29 protein-coding genes, 1 tRNA gene and 2 pseudogenes are annotated in these 25,064 nt (G+C 37.8%); 18 read left to right on the plus strand and 14 right to left on the minus strand.

The features are described 5' to 3' along the window. Positions 1–64: 64 nt before the first annotated feature. On the plus strand, positions 65–430 hold the full coding sequence (locus QZ276_RS10995; RefSeq protein WP_292487952.1) for a transcriptional regulator: 366 nt from the start codon (positions 65–67) through the stop codon (positions 428–430). Between the two features lie 37 nt (positions 431–467). Then, the gene (locus QZ276_RS11000; protein WP_292487953.1) at positions 468–1,214 is read left to right on the plus strand and encodes a MinD/ParA family protein; all 747 of its coding nucleotides are present in this window, start codon (positions 468–470) and stop codon (positions 1,212–1,214) included. Positions 1,215–1,666: 452 nt separating this feature from the next. Here the strand turns inward: QZ276_RS11000 and QZ276_RS11005 are convergent, their stop codons facing one another. Next, positions 1,667–2,449, minus strand: a complete 783-nt coding sequence (locus QZ276_RS11005; protein WP_292487954.1) for a hypothetical protein — start codon at positions 2,447–2,449, stop codon at positions 1,667–1,669. Positions 2,450–2,711: 262 nt separating this feature from the next. Here QZ276_RS11005 and QZ276_RS11010 point away from each other — a divergent pair, with 262 nt between their 5' ends. Further along, positions 2,712–3,146 (plus strand): DUF1699 family protein, encoded by a 435-nt coding sequence (locus tag QZ276_RS11010; RefSeq protein WP_292487955.1) that lies wholly within the window; start codon positions 2,712–2,714, stop codon positions 3,144–3,146. A 76-nt stretch (positions 3,147–3,222) separates the two neighbouring features. On the opposite strand, the pseudogene QZ276_RS11015 reads toward QZ276_RS11010, so the two are convergent. The 3 genes and pseudogenes from QZ276_RS11015 to QZ276_RS11025 all read right to left on the minus strand — a co-directional run. Next, positions 3,223–3,696 (minus strand): annotated as a pseudogene (locus QZ276_RS11015) (RNA-guided endonuclease TnpB family protein); the annotation flags it as partial. A 33-nt stretch (positions 3,697–3,729) separates the two neighbouring features. Continuing rightward, the gene (locus tag QZ276_RS11020; RefSeq protein ID WP_292487956.1) at positions 3,730–4,149 is read right to left on the minus strand and encodes a secondary thiamine-phosphate synthase enzyme YjbQ; all 420 of its coding nucleotides are present in this window, start codon (positions 4,147–4,149) and stop codon (positions 3,730–3,732) included. A 22-nt stretch (positions 4,150–4,171) separates the two neighbouring features. Further along, positions 4,172–4,354 carry a hypothetical protein gene (locus QZ276_RS11025; protein ID WP_292487957.1) on the minus strand — a complete coding sequence of 61 codons (183 nt, stop codon included), beginning with the start codon at positions 4,352–4,354 and terminating at the stop codon, positions 4,172–4,174. A 112-nt stretch (positions 4,355–4,466) separates the two neighbouring features. Here QZ276_RS11025 and QZ276_RS11030 point away from each other — a divergent pair, with 112 nt between their 5' ends. From QZ276_RS11030 to QZ276_RS11050, 5 genes are all read left to right on the plus strand, one after another. Next, a complete protein-coding gene (locus QZ276_RS11030) occupies positions 4,467–4,958 on the plus strand; it encodes a hypothetical protein (protein ID WP_292487959.1) in 492 nt (163 codons plus the stop codon). A 19-nt stretch (positions 4,959–4,977) separates the two neighbouring features. Next, positions 4,978–6,405, plus strand: coding sequence for a DHH family phosphoesterase (locus QZ276_RS11035; protein WP_292487961.1), 1,428 nt, complete (start codon positions 4,978–4,980; stop codon positions 6,403–6,405). A 94-nt stretch (positions 6,406–6,499) separates the two neighbouring features. Then, the gene (locus QZ276_RS11040; protein WP_292487963.1) at positions 6,500–7,036 is read left to right on the plus strand and encodes a RimK/LysX family protein; all 537 of its coding nucleotides are present in this window, start codon (positions 6,500–6,502) and stop codon (positions 7,034–7,036) included. 18 nt (positions 7,037–7,054) lie between these two features. Beyond that, entirely contained in the window at positions 7,055–7,834 is a 780-nt protein-coding gene (gene fdhD / locus QZ276_RS11045) for a formate dehydrogenase accessory sulfurtransferase FdhD (protein WP_292487965.1), read from the plus strand. 50 nt (positions 7,835–7,884) lie between these two features. After that, positions 7,885–9,000, plus strand: a complete 1,116-nt coding sequence (locus tag QZ276_RS11050; protein ID WP_292487967.1) for an ORC1-type DNA replication protein — start codon at positions 7,885–7,887, stop codon at positions 8,998–9,000. Positions 9,001–9,042: 42 nt separating this feature from the next. Here QZ276_RS11050 and thsA read toward each other — a convergent pair whose 3' ends face one another. From thsA to QZ276_RS11065, 3 genes and pseudogenes are all read right to left on the minus strand, one after another. Continuing rightward, positions 9,043–10,698 carry a thermosome subunit alpha gene (gene thsA / locus QZ276_RS11055; RefSeq protein WP_292487969.1) on the minus strand — a complete coding sequence of 552 codons (1,656 nt, stop codon included), beginning with the start codon at positions 10,696–10,698 and terminating at the stop codon, positions 9,043–9,045. A gap of 178 nt (positions 10,699–10,876) precedes the next feature. Next, on the minus strand, positions 10,877–11,050 hold the full coding sequence (locus QZ276_RS11060) for a DUF5350 domain-containing protein (RefSeq protein ID WP_292487971.1): 174 nt from the start codon (positions 11,048–11,050) through the stop codon (positions 10,877–10,879). A gap of 210 nt (positions 11,051–11,260) precedes the next feature. Continuing rightward, positions 11,261–11,451: pseudogene (locus QZ276_RS11065) on the minus strand (zinc ribbon domain-containing protein); the annotation flags it as partial. A 46-nt stretch (positions 11,452–11,497) separates the two neighbouring features. Between QZ276_RS11065 and QZ276_RS11070 the strand changes: the two are divergent. Further along, positions 11,498–12,664: an MFS transporter gene (locus tag QZ276_RS11070; protein ID WP_292487973.1), complete on the plus strand. Its 1,167-nt coding sequence runs from the start codon at positions 11,498–11,500 to the stop codon at positions 12,662–12,664. Between the two features lies 1 nt (position 12,665). On the opposite strand, the gene QZ276_RS11075 is transcribed toward QZ276_RS11070, so the two are convergent. From QZ276_RS11075 to QZ276_RS11090, 4 genes are read right to left on the minus strand one after another with little or no spacing between them, the layout of a single operon-like run. Beyond that, positions 12,666–13,769 carry a site-2 protease family protein gene (locus QZ276_RS11075; RefSeq protein WP_292487974.1) on the minus strand — a complete coding sequence of 368 codons (1,104 nt, stop codon included), beginning with the start codon at positions 13,767–13,769 and terminating at the stop codon, positions 12,666–12,668. 8 nt (positions 13,770–13,777) lie between these two features. Then, complete coding sequence (locus QZ276_RS11080; RefSeq protein ID WP_292488113.1) at positions 13,778–14,203, minus strand: DUF126 domain-containing protein; 426 nt, start codon at positions 14,201–14,203, stop codon at positions 13,778–13,780. After that, a complete protein-coding gene (locus tag QZ276_RS11085; RefSeq protein ID WP_292487976.1) occupies positions 14,184–15,380 on the minus strand; it encodes an aconitase X catalytic domain-containing protein in 1,197 nt (398 codons plus the stop codon). The genes QZ276_RS11080 and QZ276_RS11085 overlap by 20 nt, the downstream gene beginning before the upstream one ends. An 18-nt stretch (positions 15,381–15,398) precedes the next feature. Further along, the gene (locus tag QZ276_RS11090) at positions 15,399–16,664 is read right to left on the minus strand and encodes a UbiD family decarboxylase (RefSeq protein ID WP_292487978.1); all 1,266 of its coding nucleotides are present in this window, start codon (positions 16,662–16,664) and stop codon (positions 15,399–15,401) included. Positions 16,665–16,795: 131 nt separating this feature from the next. Here QZ276_RS11090 and QZ276_RS11095 point away from each other — a divergent pair, with 131 nt between their 5' ends. The 3 genes from QZ276_RS11095 to QZ276_RS11105 all read left to right on the plus strand — a co-directional run bounded on the left by QZ276_RS11095 (position 16,796) and on the right by QZ276_RS11105 (position 17,835). Beyond that, positions 16,796–17,128 carry a transposase gene (locus QZ276_RS11095; protein ID WP_292487980.1) on the plus strand — a complete coding sequence of 111 codons (333 nt, stop codon included), beginning with the start codon at positions 16,796–16,798 and terminating at the stop codon, positions 17,126–17,128. A gap of 32 nt (positions 17,129–17,160) precedes the next feature. Next, entirely contained in the window at positions 17,161–17,598 is a 438-nt protein-coding gene (locus tag QZ276_RS11100) for a transposase (RefSeq protein ID WP_342765729.1), read from the plus strand. Positions 17,599–17,709: 111 nt separating this feature from the next. After that, positions 17,710–17,835 carry a hypothetical protein gene (locus tag QZ276_RS11105; RefSeq protein WP_292487982.1) on the plus strand — a complete coding sequence of 42 codons (126 nt, stop codon included), beginning with the start codon at positions 17,710–17,712 and terminating at the stop codon, positions 17,833–17,835. Positions 17,836–18,000: 165 nt separating this feature from the next. On the opposite strand, the gene rbr is transcribed toward QZ276_RS11105, so the two are convergent. Then, a complete protein-coding gene (rbr, locus tag QZ276_RS11110) occupies positions 18,001–18,582 on the minus strand; it encodes a rubrerythrin (RefSeq protein WP_292487984.1) in 582 nt (193 codons plus the stop codon). Between the two features lie 514 nt (positions 18,583–19,096). Here rbr and QZ276_RS11115 point away from each other — a divergent pair. After that, positions 19,097–19,378 (plus strand): hypothetical protein, encoded by a 282-nt coding sequence (locus QZ276_RS11115; protein ID WP_292487986.1) that lies wholly within the window; start codon positions 19,097–19,099, stop codon positions 19,376–19,378. Between the two features lie 27 nt (positions 19,379–19,405). Here QZ276_RS11115 and QZ276_RS11120 read toward each other — a convergent pair whose 3' ends face one another. Both QZ276_RS11120 and QZ276_RS11125 read right to left on the minus strand, forming a co-directional pair. Further along, complete coding sequence (locus QZ276_RS11120; RefSeq protein WP_292487988.1) at positions 19,406–20,380, minus strand: hypothetical protein; 975 nt, start codon at positions 20,378–20,380, stop codon at positions 19,406–19,408. Positions 20,381–20,531: 151 nt separating this feature from the next. Continuing rightward, positions 20,532–20,605 (minus strand) — tRNA-Thr (locus tag QZ276_RS11125). Between the two features lie 83 nt (positions 20,606–20,688). Between QZ276_RS11125 and QZ276_RS11130 the strand changes: the two genes are divergently transcribed. The 5 genes from QZ276_RS11130 to QZ276_RS11150 all read left to right on the plus strand — a co-directional run bounded on the left by QZ276_RS11130 (position 20,689) and on the right by QZ276_RS11150 (position 25,045). Further along, positions 20,689–21,240, plus strand: coding sequence for an aldolase (locus QZ276_RS11130; protein WP_292487989.1), 552 nt, complete (start codon positions 20,689–20,691; stop codon positions 21,238–21,240). 66 nt (positions 21,241–21,306) lie between these two features. Beyond that, entirely contained in the window at positions 21,307–21,915 is a 609-nt protein-coding gene (gene pgsA / locus QZ276_RS11135; protein WP_292487991.1) for an archaetidylinositol phosphate synthase, read from the plus strand. A gap of 488 nt (positions 21,916–22,403) precedes the next feature. Further along, a complete protein-coding gene (locus QZ276_RS11140) occupies positions 22,404–22,847 on the plus strand; it encodes an archease (protein ID WP_292487993.1) in 444 nt (147 codons plus the stop codon). A 63-nt stretch (positions 22,848–22,910) separates the two neighbouring features. Continuing rightward, on the plus strand, positions 22,911–24,374 hold the full coding sequence (locus QZ276_RS11145; protein ID WP_292487995.1) for an RtcB family protein: 1,464 nt from the start codon (positions 22,911–22,913) through the stop codon (positions 24,372–24,374). Positions 24,375–24,580: 206 nt separating this feature from the next. Further along, on the plus strand, positions 24,581–25,045 hold the full coding sequence (locus QZ276_RS11150; RefSeq protein WP_292487997.1) for a PUA domain-containing protein: 465 nt from the start codon (positions 24,581–24,583) through the stop codon (positions 25,043–25,045). Positions 25,046–25,064 lie beyond the last annotated feature (19 nt).

A 25,064-nucleotide genomic window follows, 5' to 3' on the forward strand; every position in this document is an offset into this window, starting at 1 on the left:
TGGTTTAAAATGCTATCAATGTATTATATACCAGTATCCCATATCGAAACTACATTGACAGTCCATGATTACAATGTCTGAAAACGATACATTTGACCAAATACTTGACAAACTGAACGAAATCAACGAAAAACTGGACAGACTATTACAGGATACAAACAACAGCAACATAAATGATAAAGACAAAGAAAGCATAATATCAAATTCTATGGATGTGATGACACTTATATCACTTCCAGAACACCTTCGCACTACAGCAACCACATTACTTAAACTGGAACAGGCTACTGCCAATGAAATAGCAGAGATAACTGAAAAAGAAAGGGCGGTTGAAAGTAATTATCTGAACCAGCTGGTTAAACTGGGATATGCTTACAAATTCAGGAAGGGAAAACAGATATACTTTAAATTCGATGATAACGTGAATTAACAATAATTTTAATAAATATTAATTGAGTGGGAATTATATGAGTTTTACACTAGCGGTTCATTCTTCTAAAGGGGGCACTGGAAAAACAAGTATTGCTATAAATCTTGCAGGTGTATATGCATCAGAAGGTTACAACGTATGCCTTCTTGATTTTGATTTCAAAGCTCCATCATTCACCAATTTTTTCAAAATAAAACCCAGATACTGGATTAATGATGTCCTTCATGACAGATGCAGTATTAAAGATGCAGTAAATGATATTAGCAATGATTTTGATACATCAGGGCGTTTATATGTAGGTCTTACAGACCCGGATATAGAATCCATCCGCGAGATTTCAAGTAAAGACCGTGACTGGCAGGCAAAAGCTCTGAGATTCCTTATAAGAGCAAAAAAAGAACTTATTGATTCAGGAATAGATGTTGTTATACTGGATACAAGCCCGGGTATTGACTATGAGTCAATCAATGCTGTTGCGGCATCCGATTATGTCGCCGTTGTAGTCAAACAAAACTATACATGCATCAAAAGTACTGAACAGGTAATAGACGGCATCTACAACATACTTCACAAAAATTGTGCCATAATTGAAAACATGTGCCATGATGGATATTTATACCCTAAAAATAGTAAAAATCAAAACACACCTGTTGTAGAATCAATTCCATGTATGTGCGATATAACTGCAAAAACCGACAATGACCTCATCGTATTTTCTGAACCCGACCACGTTTTTTCAAAGGCGATGTATAAAATATCACAAAATATTACAAAGATGGGGTGACAGGGGTACGTGAAAGCCAACGGTTTCTAACCGTTCTCTTTAAATCAAAACACTCTAAATTGGAATTTAGAGTTAAATTTAAACCATTGATTTAAGTTGTTTAAAAGATATCTTTAAACGAAGTTTAAAGAGTGATAAAACAACCCCGTTGGTTATTTTTTTTGAACCAATATTTTTTTATTTTTGTATAGCATATATAGTATTATAGATACAGCAATGCTATCATTGTACAGTTGCTTTGAGCAAGCTGCCTGATGTAAGACATTGTTCAGTCGGTTGTTTGTGTATCATCAGGTTCCATCAAATACTGCTTGGTGTCGAGCACAAACGATGCGGCGGAGACAGTGATGCATCGTAAGGGAGTACTGGCGCCCCGCAAGTGGCAACGTCAAGATGGATGGCGACCACAGAACCCTACGGATTTATCCGTTGGAGTACGTCAGACAAAACAGTTAATCTTTATTTTTGTTCTCCAAATCCTTATTTTTATCTTCCTGTTCTTCATCCAGTATGCGTTTGACATCATACTGTGCATAATTTATCAGATTCTCCATTTGCATATCATCGATTTCACTATCGGTTTTTTTAAGTTCCATAATGGAATACTGGAGTGCAGCCACGAGAATAAACATTATGAATGCCGCTCCAAATGCAAGTATCGACCGTTCAATTGGATAAACAGTAACACTTGACTCAAATAACCTTACAGGCAAATCCATTACCAGTAGTGCAGTGATATTACCTGACATATGGTCAGTTAATATTGCCATGAGTGAGCCCATAAACAACAGTACAAACGTGTATACACTTACATGCATTAGCTTATGATGATATCGTTTATAGAATATAATGAATGCAAAAAGAACCAATATATGAAACCATGGTAAATAGAAAACTTCTCGACCTGTGTCAAAAAAATACCACAATACAATCAGAGATGAAAAAATATACAGTGCCGGTTTTTCTTTTTTTGTAATTATAAGTCCGGAAACAACCGAAGATAACATGACAAATACAGGAGTTGCAAAATGAAATAAATTAGCACTAATATGGCTGGTATTGGTTATAACATGTGTCATAATACCAAAAAACGATACAATTGGTCCAATATAAGGTCCAAGAAGCATACCGTTTAAAGGACCAAAAGCCGCGACTGAACTAATATTAACTCCTTCTATCCCCTGCAAGTGAAAATCCGGAAGCCAGCTTGCAAAATATGTAAGGATAAATGCCAATGTTATATAGATTAATTTCAATTTTCTTTTTTTAAGCAGTTGATAATGGTATTGTATAGACACGATATCAATCTTGAAACTTATATATTTATATAATTTGGCATTAATTATTAGTTTTTACAGAATTATTTTCACTATATATTGTCGCTATTTTACTCCAAAGAGAATAATCTTTAAATAGTATCGTGTATATACAAAAAATTGTATTGTATAAATTTTTTATGCAATATAAAAAAACCACTGATTAATAGTAAGGGATATTATGAAAATTCGAGTCGTAAGTTCAAAAGAAGAAATCGAAAACGTAGATGAAAGCGAAGAAATAGTACACATGGCTTTCAGACCATCCAATACTGATATTTTTTCACTGGTAATGAGATGTCCAAATCTTAAAGCACTGCATATTCCAAGTTCGTACAAGCGGACCATTTCAAGCTCTGCCAAGATGTTTCTTGAGATGCAGGGAATCTCATTATTGGAAGGTGACGTTTGGGGACACAGAAAAGACATCAACGAATATTCTGAAGTATCCAGAAATGTATACAACAGAATAAAGGATTTAAGAGAAAGTGGTCTCTCAGACGAAGAAATAGTTGATAAAATGGTCAGAGAAACTAGACTAAGCACCGATTTCATCCAGTTCCTTATGAAACAGCAGGAGTCACAGGACACTCAAAAAGCTGCTTCTACAAAGTGAATTGCTCCTCCCTTTTGGGAGGAGCTTCCTGTTTCATAGTTTGTTCTAACAAACACAACTCCACAGGCTCTACCCCTCATCTCGAAGGTGACTTGATGCCTATTAGATTCTGTCTATCCAGTGCAAACTTTTTAATGTTAACTGATGCATTGATGTCTCTATCATGTGTCGTTTTGCAGCCAGGACATTCCCATTCTCTGTCTCTAAGTTCCAAATCCTTATTATAATATCCACATACATGACAGATTTTGCTTGAAGGGTCGAATTTCCCTATAATGATAATGTTTTTACCATACCATTTTGCTTTATACTCTAATTTCTGTACAAAACTACTCCATGAAGCATCAGTTATATGCTGTGCTAGATTATGATTTTTCAGCATTCCTTTAACATTCAAAGTTTCCAGACAGACAGCTTGGTTCTCGCTTATCAATCTGGAACTTAACTTATGCTGGAAATCTTCTCTATGGTTGCTAATCTTCTCATGGTATTGAGCTATCTGTTGTTTCAGTTTTTTGTAATTATTAGAACTTTTCTTTTTTCTGCTGAGTCCAATCCTTAAATGATTGGACATTAACTGTTTTTATTCGCCATAAATCTGGAGTATAAGTTCTCTATATCTCGGTCTGTTGTCCAGATTTATCAATACAATCTGTTGCCACGGACCGTTAGCCAGTTCGCTGTTAATTATTGGAAATGTTTCACTCTGACCTAATAAAGAAGCACGAACATGAGAAAATCCGTTGCCATCGTGCCATTTATTATCATGCTGATATTCAACATCACTTGGTGCTATTTTTTCCAGTACACTGGTCAAATCAGATGTCAACCCCGGTTCATATTCCATACTGGTTACTGCCGCTGTAGAACCAGGTACAAAAACTGTCACAAATCCGTTTTTAATTCCTGAATTGTCGATTACATTGGATACGTCCGAAGTGATGTTTACTATATCTATATTGGCTTCTGTTTCGTATTTTAGACGTCTTGTCAGTACACTCATAACCAATCAACCCTTTAGAGCATTATTCTCCATAATCGACTTTCACAAGTTTCAGTCCCAACACCGTAGAAAGCAATACAAATACCAAAAATGATACAATATAACCTTCTGGTGTTAGTCCTGTCTCCTCTACCAGTATCAATAAAATTATTAAGATTACTACTGAACCTATCGCTGAAAGAATTTCAAAGCTTTTTTTATTCATCAATTATCAGATGAAATATATTATACATCAAGTTAACGCAAATTTAAAAAGAATACAATGTTTATAGTAATGCAGGAATTAATATAAGAAAAACAGATATTCTGGTTTATCCATGACAGAATTTGAAAGAGTACTTGTACAATCATTCAACATATTTTTTGAGCAAAACGGTATTAAAGGTATTGCACATCGACTCAAGCAGCATAGATTCGCCCAGCAATTTCTGGATGTACTTGTAGATTCACTCGACCCTGATTATTATCTGGGTATAGAATGCAAAAGCATATCAGTTGATAAAGGAGCAAATGCCCTTTACTTCACCCAGCATTTCACAACGGACAAAAACAACATGCATCAAATAAATCGTATATCGGATTTTTTGAATAAATCAGGCAGGACTGGATTCCTTGCTGTAGAACTCAGGATGGGTTCAGGATGTTCCAGAAAAGCTCATATCATTCCGTGGACAGAACTTGTTGAACGCTTTCATAACGGTGAATCTAAGTATACAGTTTCTGAAATACAGGCTTTTCCAGAAATCGAAAGAGATGGAAGCGGATATGTAATAGACCCCAATAAGTGGATATTGGGAAGTAGAATTTAAACAGAGGTCAGATACAAAGATGGATTACAATCAGGTAATGCAGGAAATGCGAAATCATGCTGTTAAGTGTGTAGAAGAAATAACAAAATACGACACAGTACATGTAGTATCCCATATAGATGCAGATGGTCTGACATCTGCAGGAATCATCTGTAAAGCTCTTCAACGCAGAGGTATTAATTATTCCACTCGTTTTTTGAAACAGCTGGATGAAAGTGCCATAGAAGATATCTCCAGTGAAAACCATGAACTTGTTATATTTACAGACCTTGGCAGTGGTATGATTGAAGAAATAAAGTCAGCAGGTATTAATGCTATGATATCAGACCACCATCAACCCAAAGGTGACACAAAGATACTACAAACCCACCTCAACCCACACCTTTTTGGAGTAAATGGTTCATCAGAACTTAGCGGTTCAGGTACAACCTACATTCTTGCATCAGTCCTTGGCGACAATAATGACCTTGCGGACCTTGCTATTGTTGGTGCTACCGGTGATTTTCAACATTCTAAAAAAGGGTATCTTACAGGTATTAACCGTTTGATACTACAGGAAGGTGCTGAAAACGGTGTATTGCATTACAAAAAGGATTTAACACTTTTTGGAAAACAGACCCGACCTGTTTTCAAATTGCTCCAGTTTTCATCCGACCCATTCCTTCCTGAACTTACAGGCGATGAAGATGCATGTATAGAATTTTTACACAACCTTGGCATCCGATTCAGAGGTGATGAACGCTGGAGAAGATGGATTGATTGTACACAGGATGAAAAACAACATATAGTTTCTGCACTTATGCAACATTGTGTAAGGTCAGGTGTCCCGTCCTACAAAATAGAAAGGCTTGTGTCTGAAGTATATGTCCTTTTAAAAGAACAGGAAGGGACAGAAATGCGTGATTGTTCTGAATTTTCCACTCTTCTTAACGCAACTGCACGATATGACCATGCTGATATAGGTCTTGCTGTCTGTATAGGTGATCGTGGTGAAGCCTATGAAAAAGCCAGCAAACTATTAAGTGAACACAGACAAAATCTTGTCAATGGGTTAATGTTTGTTAAGGAGAACGGTGTTACAAAACTCAACAACCTGCAATATTTTGATTCAGGGTCAAGTATAAAAGAAACAATAGTAGGCATCATTGCTGGTATGAGTACAACTGTTGTCGGTGACCGATCCTACCCTATAATTGGTTTTGCAGATACTGATGATGGTGTAAAAGTATCGGCAAGAGGAACACAAGACCTTTTAAGACAGGGACTTAACCTTTCAGAAGCCATATCCAAAACCTGCGAAGAAGTAGGTGGTGTAGGAGGAGGTCATGATATAGCATCCGGTGCTACAATACCGCATGAAGTAAAAGAAGAGTTCATATATAAACTGGACGAAATTATTGGTTCACAGATAGGAAGATATAAGAAAAACAGCAACCAATCGGTGTGAAAGTAACCGGATTTTTTAAATAAGCAGGAACAAAAGGTTTAATGCCAATAATTTCTAATTTTTATATTTAAAATATACTAATGTAGCGTTTTCTATGGACGAATATAGCGACATCAATAAAATAAAGAATTTTTTCATGTTTGCTGGTAAAGAACAATACCTTATCAAAGAATTAGGTTTGCCGGAAGAAGCCATACTTCCACTAATGCTATCTTTAAAATCGGGTGGTTCATGGAGCTATTCTACTGATACACTATCAGTTATGTCTATAAAAAACCCCTCAACACAATACGATGAAAATAAAGGCACAGGGTATACATTAGAGGAAATCTACCTGTTTTTAAACCCTGAAATTATAAATAAACAGGGAAGCGTTTATCGGCTTGAAAAATGCAGTAAACGTGGTGAGCGAGTACTTGTAGAACGTCCCTACAGAATAACTGTTAAAGGTGAAAGGATCATACTGGCACAGGTAAATCCGGAAAAAAAGAAAATTGAGATTTCTGAACCTGAATACAAATCCATTATTTTCACGGGCTCTCCTGCATACAGTGCAGCACATGAAATAGAACATCTAACAACAGAAGAAATAAATGGAGAACCTATCTGGAATTTTGAATTATCAAAATAACAATAATTCGGGTTATAAATGAGAGATGATTATACAAAAACCTATCCTGTAACGAAAGTGGATAGAAAAAAAACGGCAACATGTACCAGTTTTTCAGTTGCCAGAGAAGAAAATGTTGAGTTGTATATTAACGGGTCAAAAATAGCCTCAATTCTCACCTCTCCTGTAGATATAAAAGAACTTGCAGTGGGTTATGTGATATGTGAGGGTATTGCTGATTTTGCAGATATAAACAGAATCTATGAAAATAAGAACAGAATTGACCTTGAGATTTTGGATATGGACTGCAAAAGTTTGTCATATGAATTGCGGTCATCCGGATATATGGGTATCAGTGCAAAAGATTATCCGACAAAAATAGAATCCAATGTGATTTTTGAACCAGAATACATTTTTTCATCTCAAAAATTTCTTGAATCCGGTGTATATCGTCTGACAAAAGGCACCCACCTTGCTGCACTTATTAATCAAAACGGTGAACTTGTAACACAAGCAGTGGATATAGGCAGACATAATGCAATTGATAAAGTAATAGGCTATTCCAAACTTGCAGGACTGGATGTTTCCAGTTTGTATCTTCTCTCGACTGGCAGACAATCTAATGGAATGGTGTTGAAGTGTTCAAGATCAGGAGTACCGTTGTTGGTTACAAAAAGCGCACCTTTTGACAGTGGAATTGAAACCGCCAAAAAAACAGGATTGTGCCTTGTAGGCTTTGCCTCTGAATCCAAGATGTATATTTTTGCCAACCCAGAACGTGTTAACCTGGATGATAATACTGATAAAAATAAAAATTAATATAATAAAACAAGTAATTTTTAAATGATAAATAAACAGGAGATGCCCATTTGAGTAAAGATATACTTTTGTGGGATGAAACGTTGTTCAAAAACGCTGAAGTCCTTGAAATCGACCACATTCCTGAACATTTTGCCTATCGGGACAACCAACTTCAGGCAATCAAATACAGCTTAAAACCTGTTATAAATGGTACGAATCCAATCAATTGTCTAATAAGTGGACCCCCGGGAACGGGTAAAACCACCGCTGTAATGAAAATATATAACGAAATACAGGAATATGTTGATGATGTTATCTTTTTAAAGGTTAACTGCCAGATTGATTCCACACGCTTTGCTGTGATATCAAGAATTTATAAACAGGTAACAGGAGTCACACCTCCAACTTCCGGTGTTTCTTTCAGGTCACTTTTTGATAAAACAATGGAAAGTCTTGTAGAAAATGATAGTCGCCTTGTATTAACTCTTGATGATATTAATTACCTTTTCTATGAAAACCATGCTGATGAAGTTATGTATTCACTGCTTAGAGCACATGAACACTATCCTGGTGTAAAAATAGGTGTTATTGCAGTGGTCAGTGATACAGGGGCTTTCTATCAGTTCGATACAAAAGTGACTTCTGTATTCCTTCCAGAAGAAATTGAGTTTCCCAGATATGAATACAGTGAATTGCAGGGCATTATAGATGACAGAATCAAAAATGCATTTTACCCCGATGTAATACCTGCAGAGGTAAGAGACCATATTGTGCAGTATGTGGACAACCTCGGAGACCTGCGTATAGGCATTGACCTTCTCAAAAGAGCAGGTTTGAATGCTGAAAAACGTGCAAGCAGATTTGTAACCAGAGATGATGTTGATAATGCATATGAATCATCCAAATTACTGCATATCTGCCGCAGTATAAGGTCACTTAATTCCAATGAAAAAAACCTTCTCAGGCTAATAGTGGATAACAATAATATATATGCTGGAAATCTTTATAAATCGTTCCATGAAGCAACCGAACATGGATACACCTACTTTTATAAACTGATAAACAGGTTATACGCAGCCCGGCACATAGACGTGGAATTTTCAGGACAGGGCAAAAGAGGCAGGTCACGGCTTATTAAACTCAAAACCAGTCCCAGTGATATTTTAAAGTGTCTTGAAAAATAAAGAAAAATAGAGCAGTTGTTAGAAACTGCGTATCTAATTTATTTACATCTGGGGCATTCCGCCCATTCCACCGGCTCCACCACCGGCGGCTTCTGAGCCACCGCCACTGGATGCTATTACATCATCGATTCTAAGAATCATTACTGCAGCTTCTGCAGCGGCATTGATTGCCTGTGTTTTGACTCTAAGGGGTTCAAATACACTTTTATCCCACATGTTTATAACGTCCCCACTGTAGACATCAAGCCCAGCATTGACTTCTCCTTTTTCGTGATGGGCTCTCAAATCCATCAGAGTGTCAATCGGGTCAAGCCCTGCGTTTTCTGCCAGTGTCCTTGGTACCACTTCAATTGCTTCTGCAAATGCCTTGACTGACAACTGTTCTCTACCACTAAGACTTGTTGAATAATCATGGAGTTTAAAGGCGAGTTCTACTTCAGGTGATCCTCCACCTGCCACCAGTTTTTCGTCTTCGATTGCAACTCCTACAACACGCAGTGCATCATGAAGTGCTCTTTCGATGTTATCGACTACATGTTCTGTTCCGCCGCGTAGTAGGATGGATACAGCTTTTGGATTGTCACATCCTGTGATGAAAGTCATTTCGTCGCCGCCGACTTTCTTCTCCTCTACGAATTCAGCTTTACCAAGGTCATTTTCAGATATTTCCTCGAGGTTTGTTATCAGTCTACTACCGGTTGCGAGAGCAAGTTTTTCCATATCGCTCTTTTTGACACGCCTTACAGCATAGATACCGGCTTTTGCAAGGAAATGCTGTGCCATATCATCGATGCCTTTCTGACAGAATACAACATTTGCTCCACTATCGATAACCTTCTGCACCATGTCACGTATCATCTTTTCTTCTTGGTCAAGGAAGGACTGGAGCTGGTCTGGAGAAGTGATGGAAATCTCGGTTTCAGTTTCGGCTTCTTTGAGTTCGATTGCTTCATTGATAAGAGCGATTTTTGCACCTTCAACTTTCTTTGGCATGTTGGAATGTACACGCTCTTTATCGATGAGCATTCCCTGTATCAGTTCAGAATCGTCTATACGACCTCCAACTTTCTTTTCAACCTTGATATTGTCCATATCAACGTTTTTACCGTCGCCTTCTTCAACAACGTTGGTCGCTGCATCTACAACGATTTCTGCAAGTTCACTTTTGGATGCTTCAGCGCCTTTACCTGTCATTGCGGTTTCTGCGATTTTAAGAAGCTGATCTCTGTCAGAAATAGTAATGTCACTTGCAATTGAATTTAAAATTTCACCGGCTTTTTCTGCCGCCATGCGGTATCCTGATGCGATGATTGTGGGATGTATATCCTGTTCAATCATTTCTTCCGCTTTTTTAAGTAATTCTCCTGCAAGAACTGCAGCAGTTGTGGTACCGTCACCGACTTCATCATCCTGTGTCTTAGCTACTTCCACAATCATTTTGGCGGCAGGATGCTCGATATCCATTTCTCTAAGGATGGTAGCCCCATCGTTTGTTATCACTACATCACCCATAGAATCAACAAGCATCTTGTCCATTCCTTTTGGACCGAGTGTAGTCCTTACAGCGTTTGCAACTGCTTTACCTGCCATTATATTGTTGCTCTGTGCTTCTCTCCCACGGGTTCTCTGGGTGCCCTCTCTTAAAATGAAAATTGGTTGACCTGATGATTGCCCGCCGTATTGCATTTGACCTGCCATTTTATTTAGCCTCCTTTTTGTTATTGTTATCTTGATGATACTGTTATCTCAAGCTATTTTTTAGTTGTTTGAAGTTCTATATAAAACTTGTTATTTTTGTTTAAACAGCTAATTCTGGCAGACATCGCCAGTAAAACAAGAAAAAGGAAAAGTTTACAGTAAAGTCCAATTTAAAAATTTACTTTACTATAGATTTTGGAGAGCGTTTTTTAAACCTGCGTTTGGTTCCATCTGAAGAGAACCTTTGAGCCGGTCCTGTATGTGTTTTATTTGATCTTGATTCTGGTACTTTTATGGTGTTTCCCTTTCTGCCTTTTACTTTGATCCAGTTGATACTTCCTGTTTTGCCCATATTTTCATCCTCATTTATGTTTAATATTTATTATTCAAAACTTTCAGATTTGTATATTCGTGCAAGATGTCATATATAGTTAAAAAGTTTGTGGGATACTCATCAACTGGTGAATAAGTAACTATTTGTGAACTACCACTTGTCTAAAGACCAAGTGACTTACTATTTCATACTTTTCCCATATGAGAACAAGTCCACAGACTCTACCCCTCATCCCGAAGGTGAAATTAAATTCTGTCTATCCAGTGCGAATTTCTTAATGTTAACTGATGCGTTGATGTCTCTATCATGTATGTCTTTTTGCAGTCAGGACATTCCCATTCTCTGTCTTTAAGTTCCAAATCCTTATTATAATATCCACATACATGACAGATTTTGCTAGATGGATCGAATCTTTATAAATAATGATATCCCTGTTAAAATACAATACTGATAGGACTGATTATTATGGGATTCATGGATAAGTTGGTGCTTTTTATCATATGCCTTGTTGCTTTTTTCGGAATGGCTGGCGGTGCACTGATGGGGCCCGTGTTACCATCGATGGTCGAACCGCTTAATACATCCCGTGAAGCGGTTGGATGGGTGCTTGGTGTATATACGTTTTCTACCGCATTGTTTATGGTACTTTTAGGAGTGGTGACAGATAGAATAGGTCGCAAAAAAGTGCTCATACCCTGTCTTTTAATCAATGGTGTAGCTGGTCTAGCGGGTTATTTTGCACCAAACCTTCCAATACTTCTTGTATTCAGATTTATCCAAGGTATCGGTATTGCAGGCATGATGCCTGTGGTAATGACCATGATAGGCGAACTCTATGACGGACTTGAAAGGGTTCATGCTATGGGCAGAATGAGCATGACCACAGCCGTAGGTTCGGTGTCTGCACCACTTATCGGAGGAACCCTTGCAGTTCTCGGGTGGAATTACCCCTTCCTGTTTTATGGGTTGACTATTCCTCTTGCATTTATAGCAATGCTTTTCTTGCCCGAAACCATGAACTCTAATCCAGAACAAAGAACAGGTTTTAAAAAAATGTTCATGTCTCTCAAAGATATCAGAGTGGCATACACAGTGTTTTTAAGTTTTGCAGTATTCTTCCTTTTATACACAATTGTAATTTATGTCCCATTTATATTGAAAGATAATTTTGGTTTTACATCACAGGGTGCAGGTCTGGCTCTTGGTGTACAGGGTGCTTCTATGGTAATATTTGCATCTCAAGCAAAACGTCTGGCATCAAAATATCCAAAATATACCATACTTGGGATAGGGTTCACACTACTGGGTATTGCAGTCGTGGGCATGTCTGGTGTTTACTCTATACCACTGGTATTCCTATTATTGCTGGTTTTTGGTGTTGGTTTCGGGATGGTTCAACCGTTGCTAAACACACTTGTCACTCAGGTGGCTCCCAATGATGCAATGGGGAGTGTTGTGTCACTATTTAATACAATGAAGTATGTCGGCCAAACTGCAGCACCTGCAGTACTTGGTGTAATACTGTTAAATTCCAACCTTGTTGTAGTCTTTATAGCCTCAAGTTTGCTGGGTTTTTGTGTTGCTATATCCACCTACATAATGAGACACAAAATCTATACAACAGACACCTGAATCACTGCACAATCGTGAAAGGTACCAGTGTGAAGCAGAGAGCTCCAAGAACAAATGTGACAATTCCTACTGCAAGCCTTCCTTTATCAAGGTTTATACTGTCTTCAAGAGGTTCTGGATGTCCAACCATTGAGAAAAACGACAATATAAGCCCCCATACCAGCCATATAGAACCATTTTTATTTAATATATAATTCACATATATACCGATTCCAAGAAGTAAAAACGGCATGACCGACGATATATATCTGGATTTATTACCAAACATTGCTTTTAATATATGTCCACCATCAAGCTGTCCTGCAGGAAGCAGATTCAACAGTGTAATAAACATACCTACCCATCCAGCAAAGGCAACCGGATGAATAGAGTTTCCAACTGTTCCTGTAAGTTCCATGAGAAATAAGAACAATGGTGGTAAGCCAAGTTCCAGCATAACGGATTGTTGTGTTGTCTGTGAGACGGGATTTAATGACAGCCCTACAATAGTTACAATTATTGACACCACAAGTCCTATTATAGGTCCAGAAACCCCTACATCAAATAGAGATTTTCTGTCAGGTATCATCCCCCTGTGTTTTATAACCGCACCCATAGTTCCGATGATTGTGGGAAATGGTATAAAATAGGGCAGTGATGTACGCATTCCATGCCATTTTGCAGCAAAATAATGTCCCATTTCATGTGAACCCAGTACAGCCATTATTGCTACTGTAAAAGGAAGTCCTTTAACAATCTGTAATGGGTTGCCGGTTATATCCACACCAAACATCGTCGCTCCTGCAAACATAGTGGTAAAAAACGTAGCTACAGCTAAAGCCAGGTTGACATTAACATTTTCTTTTTTCTCCACATATGGAGTTGCTGCAATGATATGTTCTCCAAGTTCTGATTTGATATGGAGTTGATAACCCTTATTTGCAAAAAGTTTCCATAGACTCTTGTATATGGTTTTCAAGTCAAGTTTAGGATCACCGTAAAAATAAAGACTGCTATTGTGTCCTTTTCTAATTTCATATACATTAAACACAGGGTCTATATACTTATGCATTTCACTGATAAGGTTATCCTTTAATTGTTCCTTTCTATCTGTGTCCGATTTCATAATTAAATTTAATTTTGATGATTATAGTTTTTTATCTCAATACATCCATTACTTCCATCAATTTTTACACGGCAACCGTTTTTTAAAAGCGTATATGGATCTCTATCAAGTTTGTCCACCAATGGTATACCGGATATAATAGCACCTACAGCTACAATAGGTTCAGATTCGATATTTATCATCGCAGCAGGAGCCACATCATTTTTGCTCAACTGGTATAATACATAAGAACCAACTGTAGAACCTTTACCCTGCGGAAAAACAAGAACTTTATCCTTTATGGATTTGTTGTAAAGTTCGTGACCTGGTTCAACTACAATTCCGGTTTCTGGGTCTACGTTCCCCAGAAATGAGATAGAATCACCAGTAATAAGCACCTCTCCCTCTGCGAATCCTCTGGATATCGTCCTGCAGTTAATTTTTGTTGTTTCTATTGTTATCCCCCGCTTCCCTTATACAATCCATTATACTACCAAATTTTGAAGGTATTTTGCACATACCCGGAACATAATTTAATGCTTTGCCTGAATTAACCATCATCATATTGTAATTTTCGCTTGCTGGAGATACTATCATACAGGTGTCACAAACTACCATTGCACCACTTTTTTCTATTCTGTCAATAATCTGTGAGTTTTTATCCGCAACCTCTCTGGAGGTGCATATCCATACATCCCTGTCAACCTGTTTATTATCCAGCAACTGTGCAATGTATTCCAGTTCATCTCCCGAACAGTGCGGACATCCAAGGGCTATAATTTCATCACTGTTCTGGATGTCAGAATTTGTATTATAGACTTCCTGTATCTGGTCAGCTTCGATTGTTATATTTTCTGACGGCTGTTCAAACCCTATATTTTGGGTTTCAGGGGTCACCCCATCTACATGGTACAGAGCAACCGCACCAGTAGCAGCCATTGATGCTCCAAGTGCCTTCAACTCATCAGATGACGGTGTATTTTTCAGATGAAACAGTGGAACACGGTTACCCACCATCATTCCTGTCTGATACCCGAGTGCACCGTAATCAGAACCTGTAAGTTCGCACTCAACCGTTATGGACACATCAGGTATCCTGTTTTCATCCAGATGGTAGCCGTAATTTGCTGTTTTTCCTATAAGTGCAGCAGACAGTGCTGAAGGTCCACCTTCTCTGTTTGTTCTTGCTCCAATAACCGAATTGGCATATGATACAGCAGATGATTCACTCCATGCCAGATGGTCCCCATATTCTGTATCAAAGCCTTCAAGGTAATAGGGAGTACAGGTGCACTTAGTATTGACACCGAGTTTCCTGTAAGCATCAATAATCTCCTGCTGTTTTCTGGCAAAATCTTTTGATATGTCCATTTCATTCCAGTTTTCAAGGTCCATTCCCGCAGGATTCAGGATGGCAGGAACTTTGACTTCACCTTCAAGGTCGGATATCCATTCAAGTCCTGCATCACCGATGGTTTTGTAGGATACACCTGCAATCTGGGCACTTTTTATAGGTATCAATCCATCGGCATCATAGATGTCACCAAGAGCTACAAGAATCTCAATCGCCTTTTGAAGTGTTTCTCCGTGTTCTCCGTTTAATATTTGCTCTTCTTCTTTTGTAAGATGCATATTTGGATGTCCTTGATGTTATTCAGGTATTCTGGCTCTTTCGAATTTTTCTGACTCTTTTAGTATTTTGGTTGCATCAAGTCCAATTTTAGTAGTGGTACCGTCTGATTCGCCTCTGGGGTCAAGTGAACTACCGCGTACATTGGAGACAGTTAAAATATCGGAATCACCCTTTAATCTGGTTGCAATTGCAAATTCAATGTCATCTGAATCAAAAATATCGATATCATTATCCACAACTACGACATGTTTCAGACTGCTATGTGCTGCAAATGCAGCCATGATTGCATTTTTTCCATCCCCTTCTGTCTGTTTTTCAATCTGTACAACAGCATGTAAATAACAGCAACCACCCTCAGTAAGAACGACATTTTTAACAGTAGTAACCTCATCAACAGCGTTATAGATTTTGGGTTCGTAGGGAACACCCATCATAAGAAGATGTTCAGCACCTGCTGGAAGAATTCCATGATATATTGGGTCTTTACGGTGCATGATTTTTGTAATGGTGATAACAGGTTCAGGTCTTACATGGTCGTAGGTTCCTGTAATATCTACAAAAGGACCCTCTTCAGCTCTTTCTTCAGGTTCAATGTAACCTTCAAGCACGATTTCAGAATGCGGTACTTTGATACCATTATCACATTTAAATAGTTCAATGGTGCCACCACGCAATGCTGCAGCATATTCAAATTCTTTACCGGTAGGTACACGTGTGGTCGATGCAAAACCAATTACAGGGTCTGCTCCAATTACAATAGCAACCGGTAAACGTTCACCATTTTCAGATGCTTTTTTGTGAAGAATATAAGTATGTCTTGGTGGAACAAGGCGAGCAGCCAGTTTGTTTTTTCCGACGACCATAAGTCTATGGATGGATGCATTAGTAGTATCCCCATATTCTGACACCACAATCCCTGAAGTGATATATGGCCCACCATCCTTTTCAAAATGGGTCATTATGGGATATTTTGTAAGGTCTACCTCATCATCAACGATTTGTTTTGTAGGTGATTCATCAACAATCCTTATTTCTCCATTTGGTTCTACATTTGAAAGTTTATGTATGATATTGTCCTTTGAAATATTGAATAAAGAGGCGAGTTCATCCCTTGAACCCAAAAGGTTCATAATTGCTTTATTGCCATCGATGTCATGGAACAATACTGGTGAACCAATATTTCTGGCAATTTTTGGAGCTTCAAAGTTTCTGGATACAGGATATGTTATTTCTTCCAATTTTCCGTCGTTTTTGAGGCGGTCTATAAAATTTCTAAAACTCATTCTATCCTATCAATAAAAATCAGGTGAAACAATATATACATTGCCCCGTTAAAGTATCTTTATTTTTGAGTCCATTTCAAAACTTTAAGATTTTAATAATCCCTCATACAATTTCTGTATGAGGGGAGTGAATGGAATTCAAAGAACTTACTGATGATCAATGGGAATTCATCGAACCTTATCTACCGCCGCAACCATCGACCGGCAGGAAGAGAGTTGATGACCGCAAGGTCATCAATGGTATACTCTTTGTACTGGTCACCGGTTGCCGATGGGGAGATATGCCCAGATGTTATGGTTCACCTGTGACTGCATGGAGACGATTGAAGACATGGTCACAGGATGGTGTCTGGGATGATATCATACAGGCACTACGCGATACCGCATACAGCAACGGTAACCTTTCGTTAGATACTGTATGTATTGACAGCAGTTTCATCGAGACCAAAAAAGGGGAGAAATAACACGATATAATGGTTACAAGAAGAGGAAGGGTATAAAACTCCATGCGTGTGTAACCACTGATGGATTTCCTGTAGCATTAGTCGTCTCTCAGGGAAACGAACATGACAGTAAAAAGTTCGTTGAACTCATGGATTCAATCAAGATTAATACCGGGTCCAGACCCAGAACAAGACCTGATGAAGTATTGGCCGATTCGGCATACGATACATTAGATATCCGTGGATATCTAAGATTCAGATTGATTAAAAGCAATATACCGGTGAATCCCAGAAATCAGAAAAGGAGGAGACGTGGAAGACCTACAAGATTTGAACCAAGGTCTTATCAAAAGAGAACTACTATTGAACGGTTCTTTGCATGGTTGAAAATGGGGTTCAGAAAACTGGACAGCAGATATGAAAGATTGGATTCAGTATTTAAAGGGTTATTAAATATCGCATGTTTTATGTTATGCTGGAACAAGGTTTAAACCATGTTTTGAAATGAGTTCTTTATCTAATATATTAAGATTAGATATTGAATTAAACTTTATAGCAAGAATTTTGTATCTCTCTGTTCTATAATTTATAGGGGGAATTATATGAAAATACTGACGATTTCTGATTTTCACGGTGAAACTGAGTTAATGAATAATCTTGTTGAAAAGATTGAGGAAAAATCACCTGAACTAATATTTTCAGGTATAAACGCTTTTTCTACTACATAACCCCCTACTACCATTGTTGGAAGAATCACTGCCAGAACAAATGCAGCTGCAACCCGTTTTCTATTTAAAGTTATACCTCCTCAAAATTTTAATTAAAAAGTTAGTTAATTTTGAAGACATGTAATACAAAAATAAAATATAATTGGTTAATGAGCCAATTATCAGTTAGTATTCTTCACATTTTACTTCGAAATAGTTGTACGGGTGGTCGCATGAAGGACATTTTTCAGGTGGTTCTGTACCGGTATGCACATATCCGCATTTGCGGCATACCCACTGCACTTCTTTATCCTTCTTGTACACTGTATTGTTTTCCAATTCTTTAAGAAGTTTTTTAAACCTCTCCTGATGATGTTTTTCAACCTCTCCGATTGCTTTTAACCTTTCAGCGATTTCTGTAAGGTTTTCTTTTTCAGCAGTATTGGCAAATTCAGGATACATGGAAGTTGTTTCGTATTCTTCTCCTGAGATTGAATCCTTGAGATTGTCTATAGTACTTCCACAAACCGGAATGTCCACATCAAGGTTTACTTTGTCAGGACTGTCTCCACTTTTGCTTTTAAGTTCGTTTATTAACTTCATCATCCATTTTGCATGTTCGCGTTCATTTTCTGCGGTATTGAGAAAGATTTCAGATATCTGTTCATATCCTTCTTCTTTTGCTACTTTTGCAAAATTAGTATATCGGTTTCTTGCAAGACTTTCACCTATAAAGGCTTTTGTCATATTTTCTATGGTCTTTTCCATGATATCCCCCTTACTTAAACTATCCTACAATTGTATTATACTTTTCCCTTTATTTTTACATACACGGTTAAAACCATTACGGGTTATTATTTTGTTATTTTGTAGTCATTAAATAACAATATATGTTCACAAAATTCCATTTATGAATAAAAATATGAACATAGATTATATCTATTTGTCCATTAATATATACAGAGTGGAGATATAAAAACTAAATTATAAAATCTCCCTGAAAAAACGGAAAAACGGTTTGCTCCATTGTTGGATGGGCTCACTCCTCTTGCCCGTAAAACAAGTTGGATGGTGAAAAACGGAAAAACGGATGTTTAAGACTATACCCCCATAGTCTAATACCCCACTCCTCGTGAAACAGGGTAAATACCCTGTTTCCGACTATTCTTGCTCTTATTTTTAGAATAATAATTACACTAATTTTTATAGGACACCAAGGGGAAATTATATATATAAGAATATTGATGCTGTACTTCTTCATCAAGGATGCGGGGTGTACCACATGGATGACAAAAAAAAGAACTTAGATCACCTGCTCAAAAATCTCATAAGATATCGGAATGGGTACTTAGCGTTTGAAGAGCTGGAGTACAGCATCAAAAAAATGATCCACAAATCCAATTCAGAGTTTATAAAAGATGAATTACCCTGTATTCTCTATACAATAAGGTTCTATCCTAACAGAATCGATATAATAAACAAAATTATTTCTTATATAGAAATTGAATTGTGGAATACAGAACTTAAACAATATTCACATGACCTGATTTACATGGGTCAATAAAAAATAAAAGATTAGAAGAGAAATAGATTATCGCCTTTTCATCATCGCTGCACCGACTATTAACAGCAAACCAAACAGTGTAATCACTCCGGTTGTTGTTGTGGGTGCATCCTCTTCCAAATCCAATACTTCCAGATTCGTGTCCTCATACATTATATGGAGGTACGGTTGGTCCTGTTCGTTTGATAATTCATATTGTGTGGGCACTGGTGAATCTTCAGGTCCTTCAGGAGTGACTTTTGTATTTGGCATCATTATATGGGTATCTATACCTTCATGCGGTAATTCACTATCTGTCATGAGTTCGTAATTATCATCTCTTACATTTTCAGTTGTCATTACATGGAGCAACCGATTGTCACTGACAAGTGTTCCGTTTATATACAGTTCACCTACACCCCAGAAGGCACCATATGTATAGACAGTTGGCATCAGCCGTGTACCATATCCTGTTGTACCATGCAGATATCCATCAACAATCACACCACCAAAGAATGAATGTGCTGGACCTACAGGGATTAGTTTCTTGAGTACAACCTTGTATTCATTTTCACCATCAGGACCAGTGAATTTGAATACCCCATTAGCTACATCCTTTGATTGTTTGGTATCAAACGGTGTTTTGTCTATCATCTTGGTTTCAAACGAACCGCTTATTACTGCATGTTTATCCGAAAACCCTGTTGGAAATGCGGTTTCATTCCATTCAGTTCCATTGTTTTTGGTGGTTCTTTTATCAATAGGTACACCAATATCGTGTTCAAACCCCAGAGGTTTATCAGGTGTTCCAAATATCTTCGGGTCAAGTTCTCTGGGTCCCGGTAAAATCCAGTGGACATCCTGACCCTCTTCCTGAGAGGCTTCTATGCCTTGACTTAGTTGCATCTGTTTTTTTTCAGTATTAGTAGCTGCTCCTGCAGAACTGGTTAAACCTGCAGCAAAACAGATGACAAGTAACAACGACACAAATAATACTTTTAATTTTTTTTTATCAGCATCCAAACTATTTATGGTATCTCCCCCATCATCTTATTAAAGATAGCATACAAAATAAAGCATGGATTTTATTTATAAAAAAGCGAAAAATAGATACTAAAAATTGTTAAGGAAAAAAATGCACATATAAAACAGTAGCCAATTAGCTTAAAATGAGAGCCCCGGGCGAGATTCGAACTCGCGACCTAGTGATTACAAATCACTCGCTCCTCCTGGCTGAGCTACCGAGGCATATATTTTTATTGGAGCGAACTATTATACAGACAATCATTGCACATAAATGTTATGGATGAAATACAATAAATTTGGGTAATATGTGGCAGGAAATATCCAGAATAGGCAGAAAACTTGTAGAACACGGTCTTGTAGAATCACATTTTGGTAACATCAGTGTTCGTGTCGGAAATAAAATGATTATAACAAGAAGCGGTTGCCCTCTTGATGAGGTGACAGAAGGGAATGTGGTAGAAATTGATGTCGACAAGCCCTGCAGCATGGATATTATAGGATCATCAGAATCCATTGTTCACCGGGAAATTTATAAAAATACATCAGCACTTGCTATAATCCACGCACATTGTCCTTATGCTGTCACACAATCACTACTTAATGATAAAAAATCACTGGTACCAGTTGACAGTGAGGGAAAATATTTCCTCGATGAAATACCTGTTGTTGAAGGAGATATAGGCACAGAAAAACTTGCATACAACACAGCAGATGCACTGGGTAAATATAAAGGAACAATTGTTTACAGTCATGGTACATTTGCCGCTGGAAAAATTCTGGATGACGCCTATATAACAACAACCCAGATAGAACACTCCTGCAAAATAAAATACCTTTATGATATGGCTAAAAAATAAAAAATGGATATAAATATTAATATTCTATTATACAGTCCAATAAACAATTTGTATATGTGAGCAACGATGACATCTGATTCATTGAGACCACTGGTGTCAAAAATAATTGAACCATTTGCAGAAAAAGCAGTAGATATTGGGCTATCACCCAACATTGTCTCATTTTTATCCCTTATATTTGCTATAACTGCAGGAGTTTTTTTTTATTACTCATATACAAATCCATTGTTTGTACTAATAGCAGGATTACTGGTGGCTTTAAACTCGTTCCTTGATGCAATGGATGGAATCATGGCAAGACATATGCAGACAGCCAGTTTAAAAGGTGATTTTCTGGACCATGTGATTGACCGATATTCTGATATATTTGTTATCTGCAGCATATTTCTGGCAGGTCATGTCCAATGGCAAATAGGACTGGCTGCAATTGTTGGAGTACTACTAACCAGTTATCTTGGGACACAAGCTCAGGCACTGGATATAGGGAGATATTACGGCGGTATCATGGGCAGAGCCGACAGACTCATTTTAATAATCGCAGCATCATTAATATATTTCCTGTACCCATCTCTGATTTATGGATTTTCAGTACTTGGATGGACCATTGTAATAATTGCAGTGGGCAGTCATGTCACTGCTATTCAAAGAATATACCACATATGGAAACAGTTCTGACGTACTCTAACAGATAAATCCGTTGGGTTCTGTGGTCGCCATCCATCCTGACGTTGCCACTTGAGGGGCGCCAGTACTCCCTTACGATGCATCTCTGTCTGCACCGTATCGTTTGTATTCGACACCAAGTAATACTTGGATGGAACTTGATGATACACAAACAACCGACTGAACAATGTCTTATATCAGGCAGCTTGTTCAAAGCAACTGTACACTGAAGGCATTATTGTATCTATAGAAGTATATATGCTATAACATAATTAAAAATTGATGGTTAAAAACAATAACCAACGGAGTCGTTTTATCTCTCTTTAAACTGTAGTTTAAAGATATTGGTAAATTTTCAATTTAGAGTGTTTTGGTTTAAAGAGAACGGTTAGAAACCGTTGACTTTCACGTACCCCTGTTGCCCTATTTTCGTAAAAACACCTGTTGGAATTAAGTTGTTCGGTTAATTTAATGTAGCACAAGCTTCAATTTTATATCATATGTCTTCTCATGGAACGGAAAAATTCGAATTCTTGGAACATACAGCTGATGCACAATTTAGAGCATATGGAAACACGCTTGAAGAAGCTTTTGAAAACGCAGCACTTGCAATGTTTAATGTTATGGTCGATACAGATAGTGTTTCCGACAGTGTATCAGAATCAATTAACATCGAATCACCGGATTTAGATATACTACTTGTGGACTGGTTGTCTGAACTGTTATATCTGTCTGATGTCAACCATTCAGTTTATTCAACATTTAATGTAGAATCTATCAAAGAACAAGATGGGAGATATTTTTTATCAGCCCAGATTTATGGAGAAACTCTGAATCTGGACAAACATGAAATTGATACAGAAGTTAAGGCTGTCACCTACAACCAACTGGAAGTCAGAAAGCTATCAAACGGCTGGATGTTACAGGTGGTTGTTGATATCTAATCCACACCTGTTTTATAGTAAAAACCATTGGATAATTTTGAAGCGTAAGAGGAGGTAAATATAATGAAAGGTGAAGATATTAAAGATAATGAAGTTTACCAGATACTTGAAAAAATCGATGACAATACATGGAATGTACCAGTTACCTATAAGTCGACAATGAATGTGCCCGGACGTATTTTTGTCTCCAGTGAATTGATGAAAGATTTAGAGAAAGAAACACTTGACCAAATGGCAAATGTTGCATCTCTGCCGGGTATTCAGAAATTTTCAATGGCAATGCCTGATGCTCATCTGGGTTATGGATTTCCCATTGGAGGGGTCGCTGCTTTTGACAAAGATGAAGGAGTTATCAGTCCGGGTGGGGTCGGTTTTGATATTAACTGCGGTGTAAGACTTCTTCGCACCAATTTGCAAATAGAAGATACCCGACCTTATATAAACCAACTTGTTAACAATCTTTTCAATAAAATCCCCTCTGGACTGGGTTCAAAGAGTGGTTTAAAAGTATCAGATGCTGAATTGGATGATGTATTTGTACATGGGGCTCAATGGGCGGTTGATAATGGATATGGAGTAAAAGCCGATGTTGAACATTGTGAAGGTAATGGTCTGATTGAAGGAGCTGAACCTTCACAGGTAAGTAAAGAAGCTCGCAAACGTGGAAGACCTCAACTCGGTACTCTGGGAAGTGGAAATCATTTTCTTGAAGTTCAATATGTAGACAAAATTTATGATGAGTACATAGCCTCTGATTTTGGTCTTGAAGAAGGGCAGGTAACAGTTTCAATACACTGCGGATCAAGGGGTGCAGGCCATCAGATATGTTCAGACCATCTTCGGGAACTAACACAGGCTGTCAAAAAATATGGTATTCAATTACCGGACAAACAACTGGCATGCGCTCCCGCAAATTCAAGAGAGGCACAGAATTATTTCAAAGCAATGGCATGTGCTGCCAATTATGCATGGGCGAACAGACAGGTAATCAACCACTGGACAAGGGAAGTTTTTGAAAACATATTCGGCAAAGATATTGATATGAACCTTGTCTATGATGTGGCACATAACGTAGCCAAATTCGAAGAACACACAATCAATGGAGAAAAGAAACAGGTTTATGTACACCGTAAAGGAGCTACAAGAGCATTTCCACCAGAACATCCCGAACTATCAGATGACTACCAACAATCCGGTCAGCCAGTATTGATACCGGGTAGTATGGGAACTCCTTCGTTTGTACTCCATGGGACTAAGGATTCAATGGATATATCCTTTGGAAGTGCATGCCACGGTTCAGGACGTCTTATGAGCCGAAAACATGCTAAAAAAGAATTATCAGGAGAAGAGATTCAAAAAGAACTTGCATCAAAGGGCATAACAGTTAAAGTGGCAAACCCAAGAATGATTTCTGAAGAAGCTCCTGAAGCATACAAATCCAGCAGTGAAGTAGTGGATGTTGTTCATGATGTAGGCATAGCCAGAAAAGTAGCAAGATTAAGCCCTGTTGGAGTGATAAAAGGTTAAGTGAAAAAGTAGGATAGAGGAAACGGTTTTTTTGTTTTAAGAGGGGATGAATGGTTTGCTTGGTAACAGTAATATATGCAAGCAATCACCGTTTCCTCAACATAAGATAAGTTTATTATTATATTTAAAGTTGTTTGATACTTTGTTAATTAGTTTGTTCAGTATGACCGCTAAACTTATAGTATCCATGGATTGTTTCAAAAACCATGAACAAAAAATTATCAACGGTTAGGATAATGGCAGATTATCAGTTCGGTAAAGGCTGTGGAGAAAAACTGTTTCCCGAAGATGTCTCTTTTTTATTGTCCAGAACTGGACGTATTAGACAGATTCTGTACAACAACGAAAGAATAGCAACTGTTAGAGCCAGCGACGGTGTGCTGACGTTGAGTATCAAAGGAGCAGATACAGTCCATAAAAACCTATCAAAACCCAAACAACGAATAATAATGTGTGAAGAAGCGGTTCCTTTTGTTTCTGCTGGAAAAACAGCTTTTGCAAAACATGTTATAGATATCGACCCACAACTTCGTGCAGGTGAAGAAGTACTTGTTGTGGATGAATCCGATAATCTCCTGGCTACAGGACAACTTATATTGTCACCCGAGGAAATCCATACGATAGAAAGAGGAAGTGCAGTTGACATAAGGACAGGTGTTCAACAACAATAAATAATATTAATAAATCTAT

This window comes from Methanohalobium sp., from assembly GCF_018609725.1.
Classification (GTDB): Archaea; Halobacteriota; Methanosarcinia; order Methanosarcinales; family Methanosarcinaceae; genus Methanohalobium.

Excerpts from the sequence above, each read along its gene's own strand:
- QZ276_RS10995 (WP_292487952.1), top strand. The coding sequence starts at position 65 with ATGATTACAATGTCTGAAAACGATACATTTGACCAAATACTTGACAAA.
- QZ276_RS11000 (WP_292487953.1), top strand. The coding sequence starts at position 468 with ATGAGTTTTACACTAGCGGTTCATTCTTCTAAAGGGGGCACTGGAAAA.
- QZ276_RS11010 (WP_292487955.1), top strand. The coding sequence starts at position 2,712 with ATGAAAATTCGAGTCGTAAGTTCAAAAGAAGAAATCGAAAACGTAGAT.
- QZ276_RS11020 (WP_292487956.1), bottom strand. The coding sequence starts at position 4,149 with ATGAGTGTACTGACAAGACGTCTAAAATACGAAACAGAAGCCAATATA.
- QZ276_RS11025 (WP_292487957.1), bottom strand. The coding sequence starts at position 4,354 with ATGAATAAAAAAAGCTTTGAAATTCTTTCAGCGATAGGTTCAGTAGTA.
- QZ276_RS11030 (WP_292487959.1), top strand. The coding sequence starts at position 4,467 with ATGACAGAATTTGAAAGAGTACTTGTACAATCATTCAACATATTTTTT.
- QZ276_RS11035 (WP_292487961.1), top strand. The coding sequence starts at position 4,978 with ATGGATTACAATCAGGTAATGCAGGAAATGCGAAATCATGCTGTTAAG.
- QZ276_RS11040 (WP_292487963.1), top strand. The coding sequence starts at position 6,500 with ATGGACGAATATAGCGACATCAATAAAATAAAGAATTTTTTCATGTTT.
- fdhD (WP_292487965.1), top strand. The coding sequence starts at position 7,055 with ATGAGAGATGATTATACAAAAACCTATCCTGTAACGAAAGTGGATAGA.
- thsA (WP_292487969.1), bottom strand. The coding sequence starts at position 10,698 with ATGGCAGGTCAAATGCAATACGGCGGGCAATCATCAGGTCAACCAATT.
- QZ276_RS11060 (WP_292487971.1), bottom strand. The coding sequence starts at position 11,050 with ATGGGCAAAACAGGAAGTATCAACTGGATCAAAGTAAAAGGCAGAAAG.
- QZ276_RS11070 (WP_292487973.1), top strand. The coding sequence starts at position 11,498 with ATGGGATTCATGGATAAGTTGGTGCTTTTTATCATATGCCTTGTTGCT.
- QZ276_RS11075 (WP_292487974.1), bottom strand. The coding sequence starts at position 13,769 with ATGAAATCGGACACAGATAGAAAGGAACAATTAAAGGATAACCTTATC.
- QZ276_RS11085 (WP_292487976.1), bottom strand. The coding sequence starts at position 15,380 with ATGCATCTTACAAAAGAAGAAGAGCAAATATTAAACGGAGAACACGGA.
- QZ276_RS11090 (WP_292487978.1), bottom strand. The coding sequence starts at position 16,664 with ATGAGTTTTAGAAATTTTATAGACCGCCTCAAAAACGACGGAAAATTG.
- QZ276_RS11095 (WP_292487980.1), top strand. The coding sequence starts at position 16,796 with ATGGAATTCAAAGAACTTACTGATGATCAATGGGAATTCATCGAACCT.
- QZ276_RS11105 (WP_292487982.1), top strand. The coding sequence starts at position 17,710 with ATGAAAATACTGACGATTTCTGATTTTCACGGTGAAACTGAGTTAATG.
- rbr (WP_292487984.1), bottom strand. The coding sequence starts at position 18,582 with ATGGAAAAGACCATAGAAAATATGACAAAAGCCTTTATAGGTGAAAGT.
- QZ276_RS11115 (WP_292487986.1), top strand. The coding sequence starts at position 19,097 with ATGGATGACAAAAAAAAGAACTTAGATCACCTGCTCAAAAATCTCATA.
- QZ276_RS11130 (WP_292487989.1), top strand. The coding sequence starts at position 20,689 with ATGTGGCAGGAAATATCCAGAATAGGCAGAAAACTTGTAGAACACGGT.
- pgsA (WP_292487991.1), top strand. The coding sequence starts at position 21,307 with ATGACATCTGATTCATTGAGACCACTGGTGTCAAAAATAATTGAACCA.
- QZ276_RS11140 (WP_292487993.1), top strand. The coding sequence starts at position 22,404 with ATGTCTTCTCATGGAACGGAAAAATTCGAATTCTTGGAACATACAGCT.
- QZ276_RS11145 (WP_292487995.1), top strand. The coding sequence starts at position 22,911 with ATGAAAGGTGAAGATATTAAAGATAATGAAGTTTACCAGATACTTGAA.
- QZ276_RS11150 (WP_292487997.1), top strand. The coding sequence starts at position 24,581 with ATGAACAAAAAATTATCAACGGTTAGGATAATGGCAGATTATCAGTTC.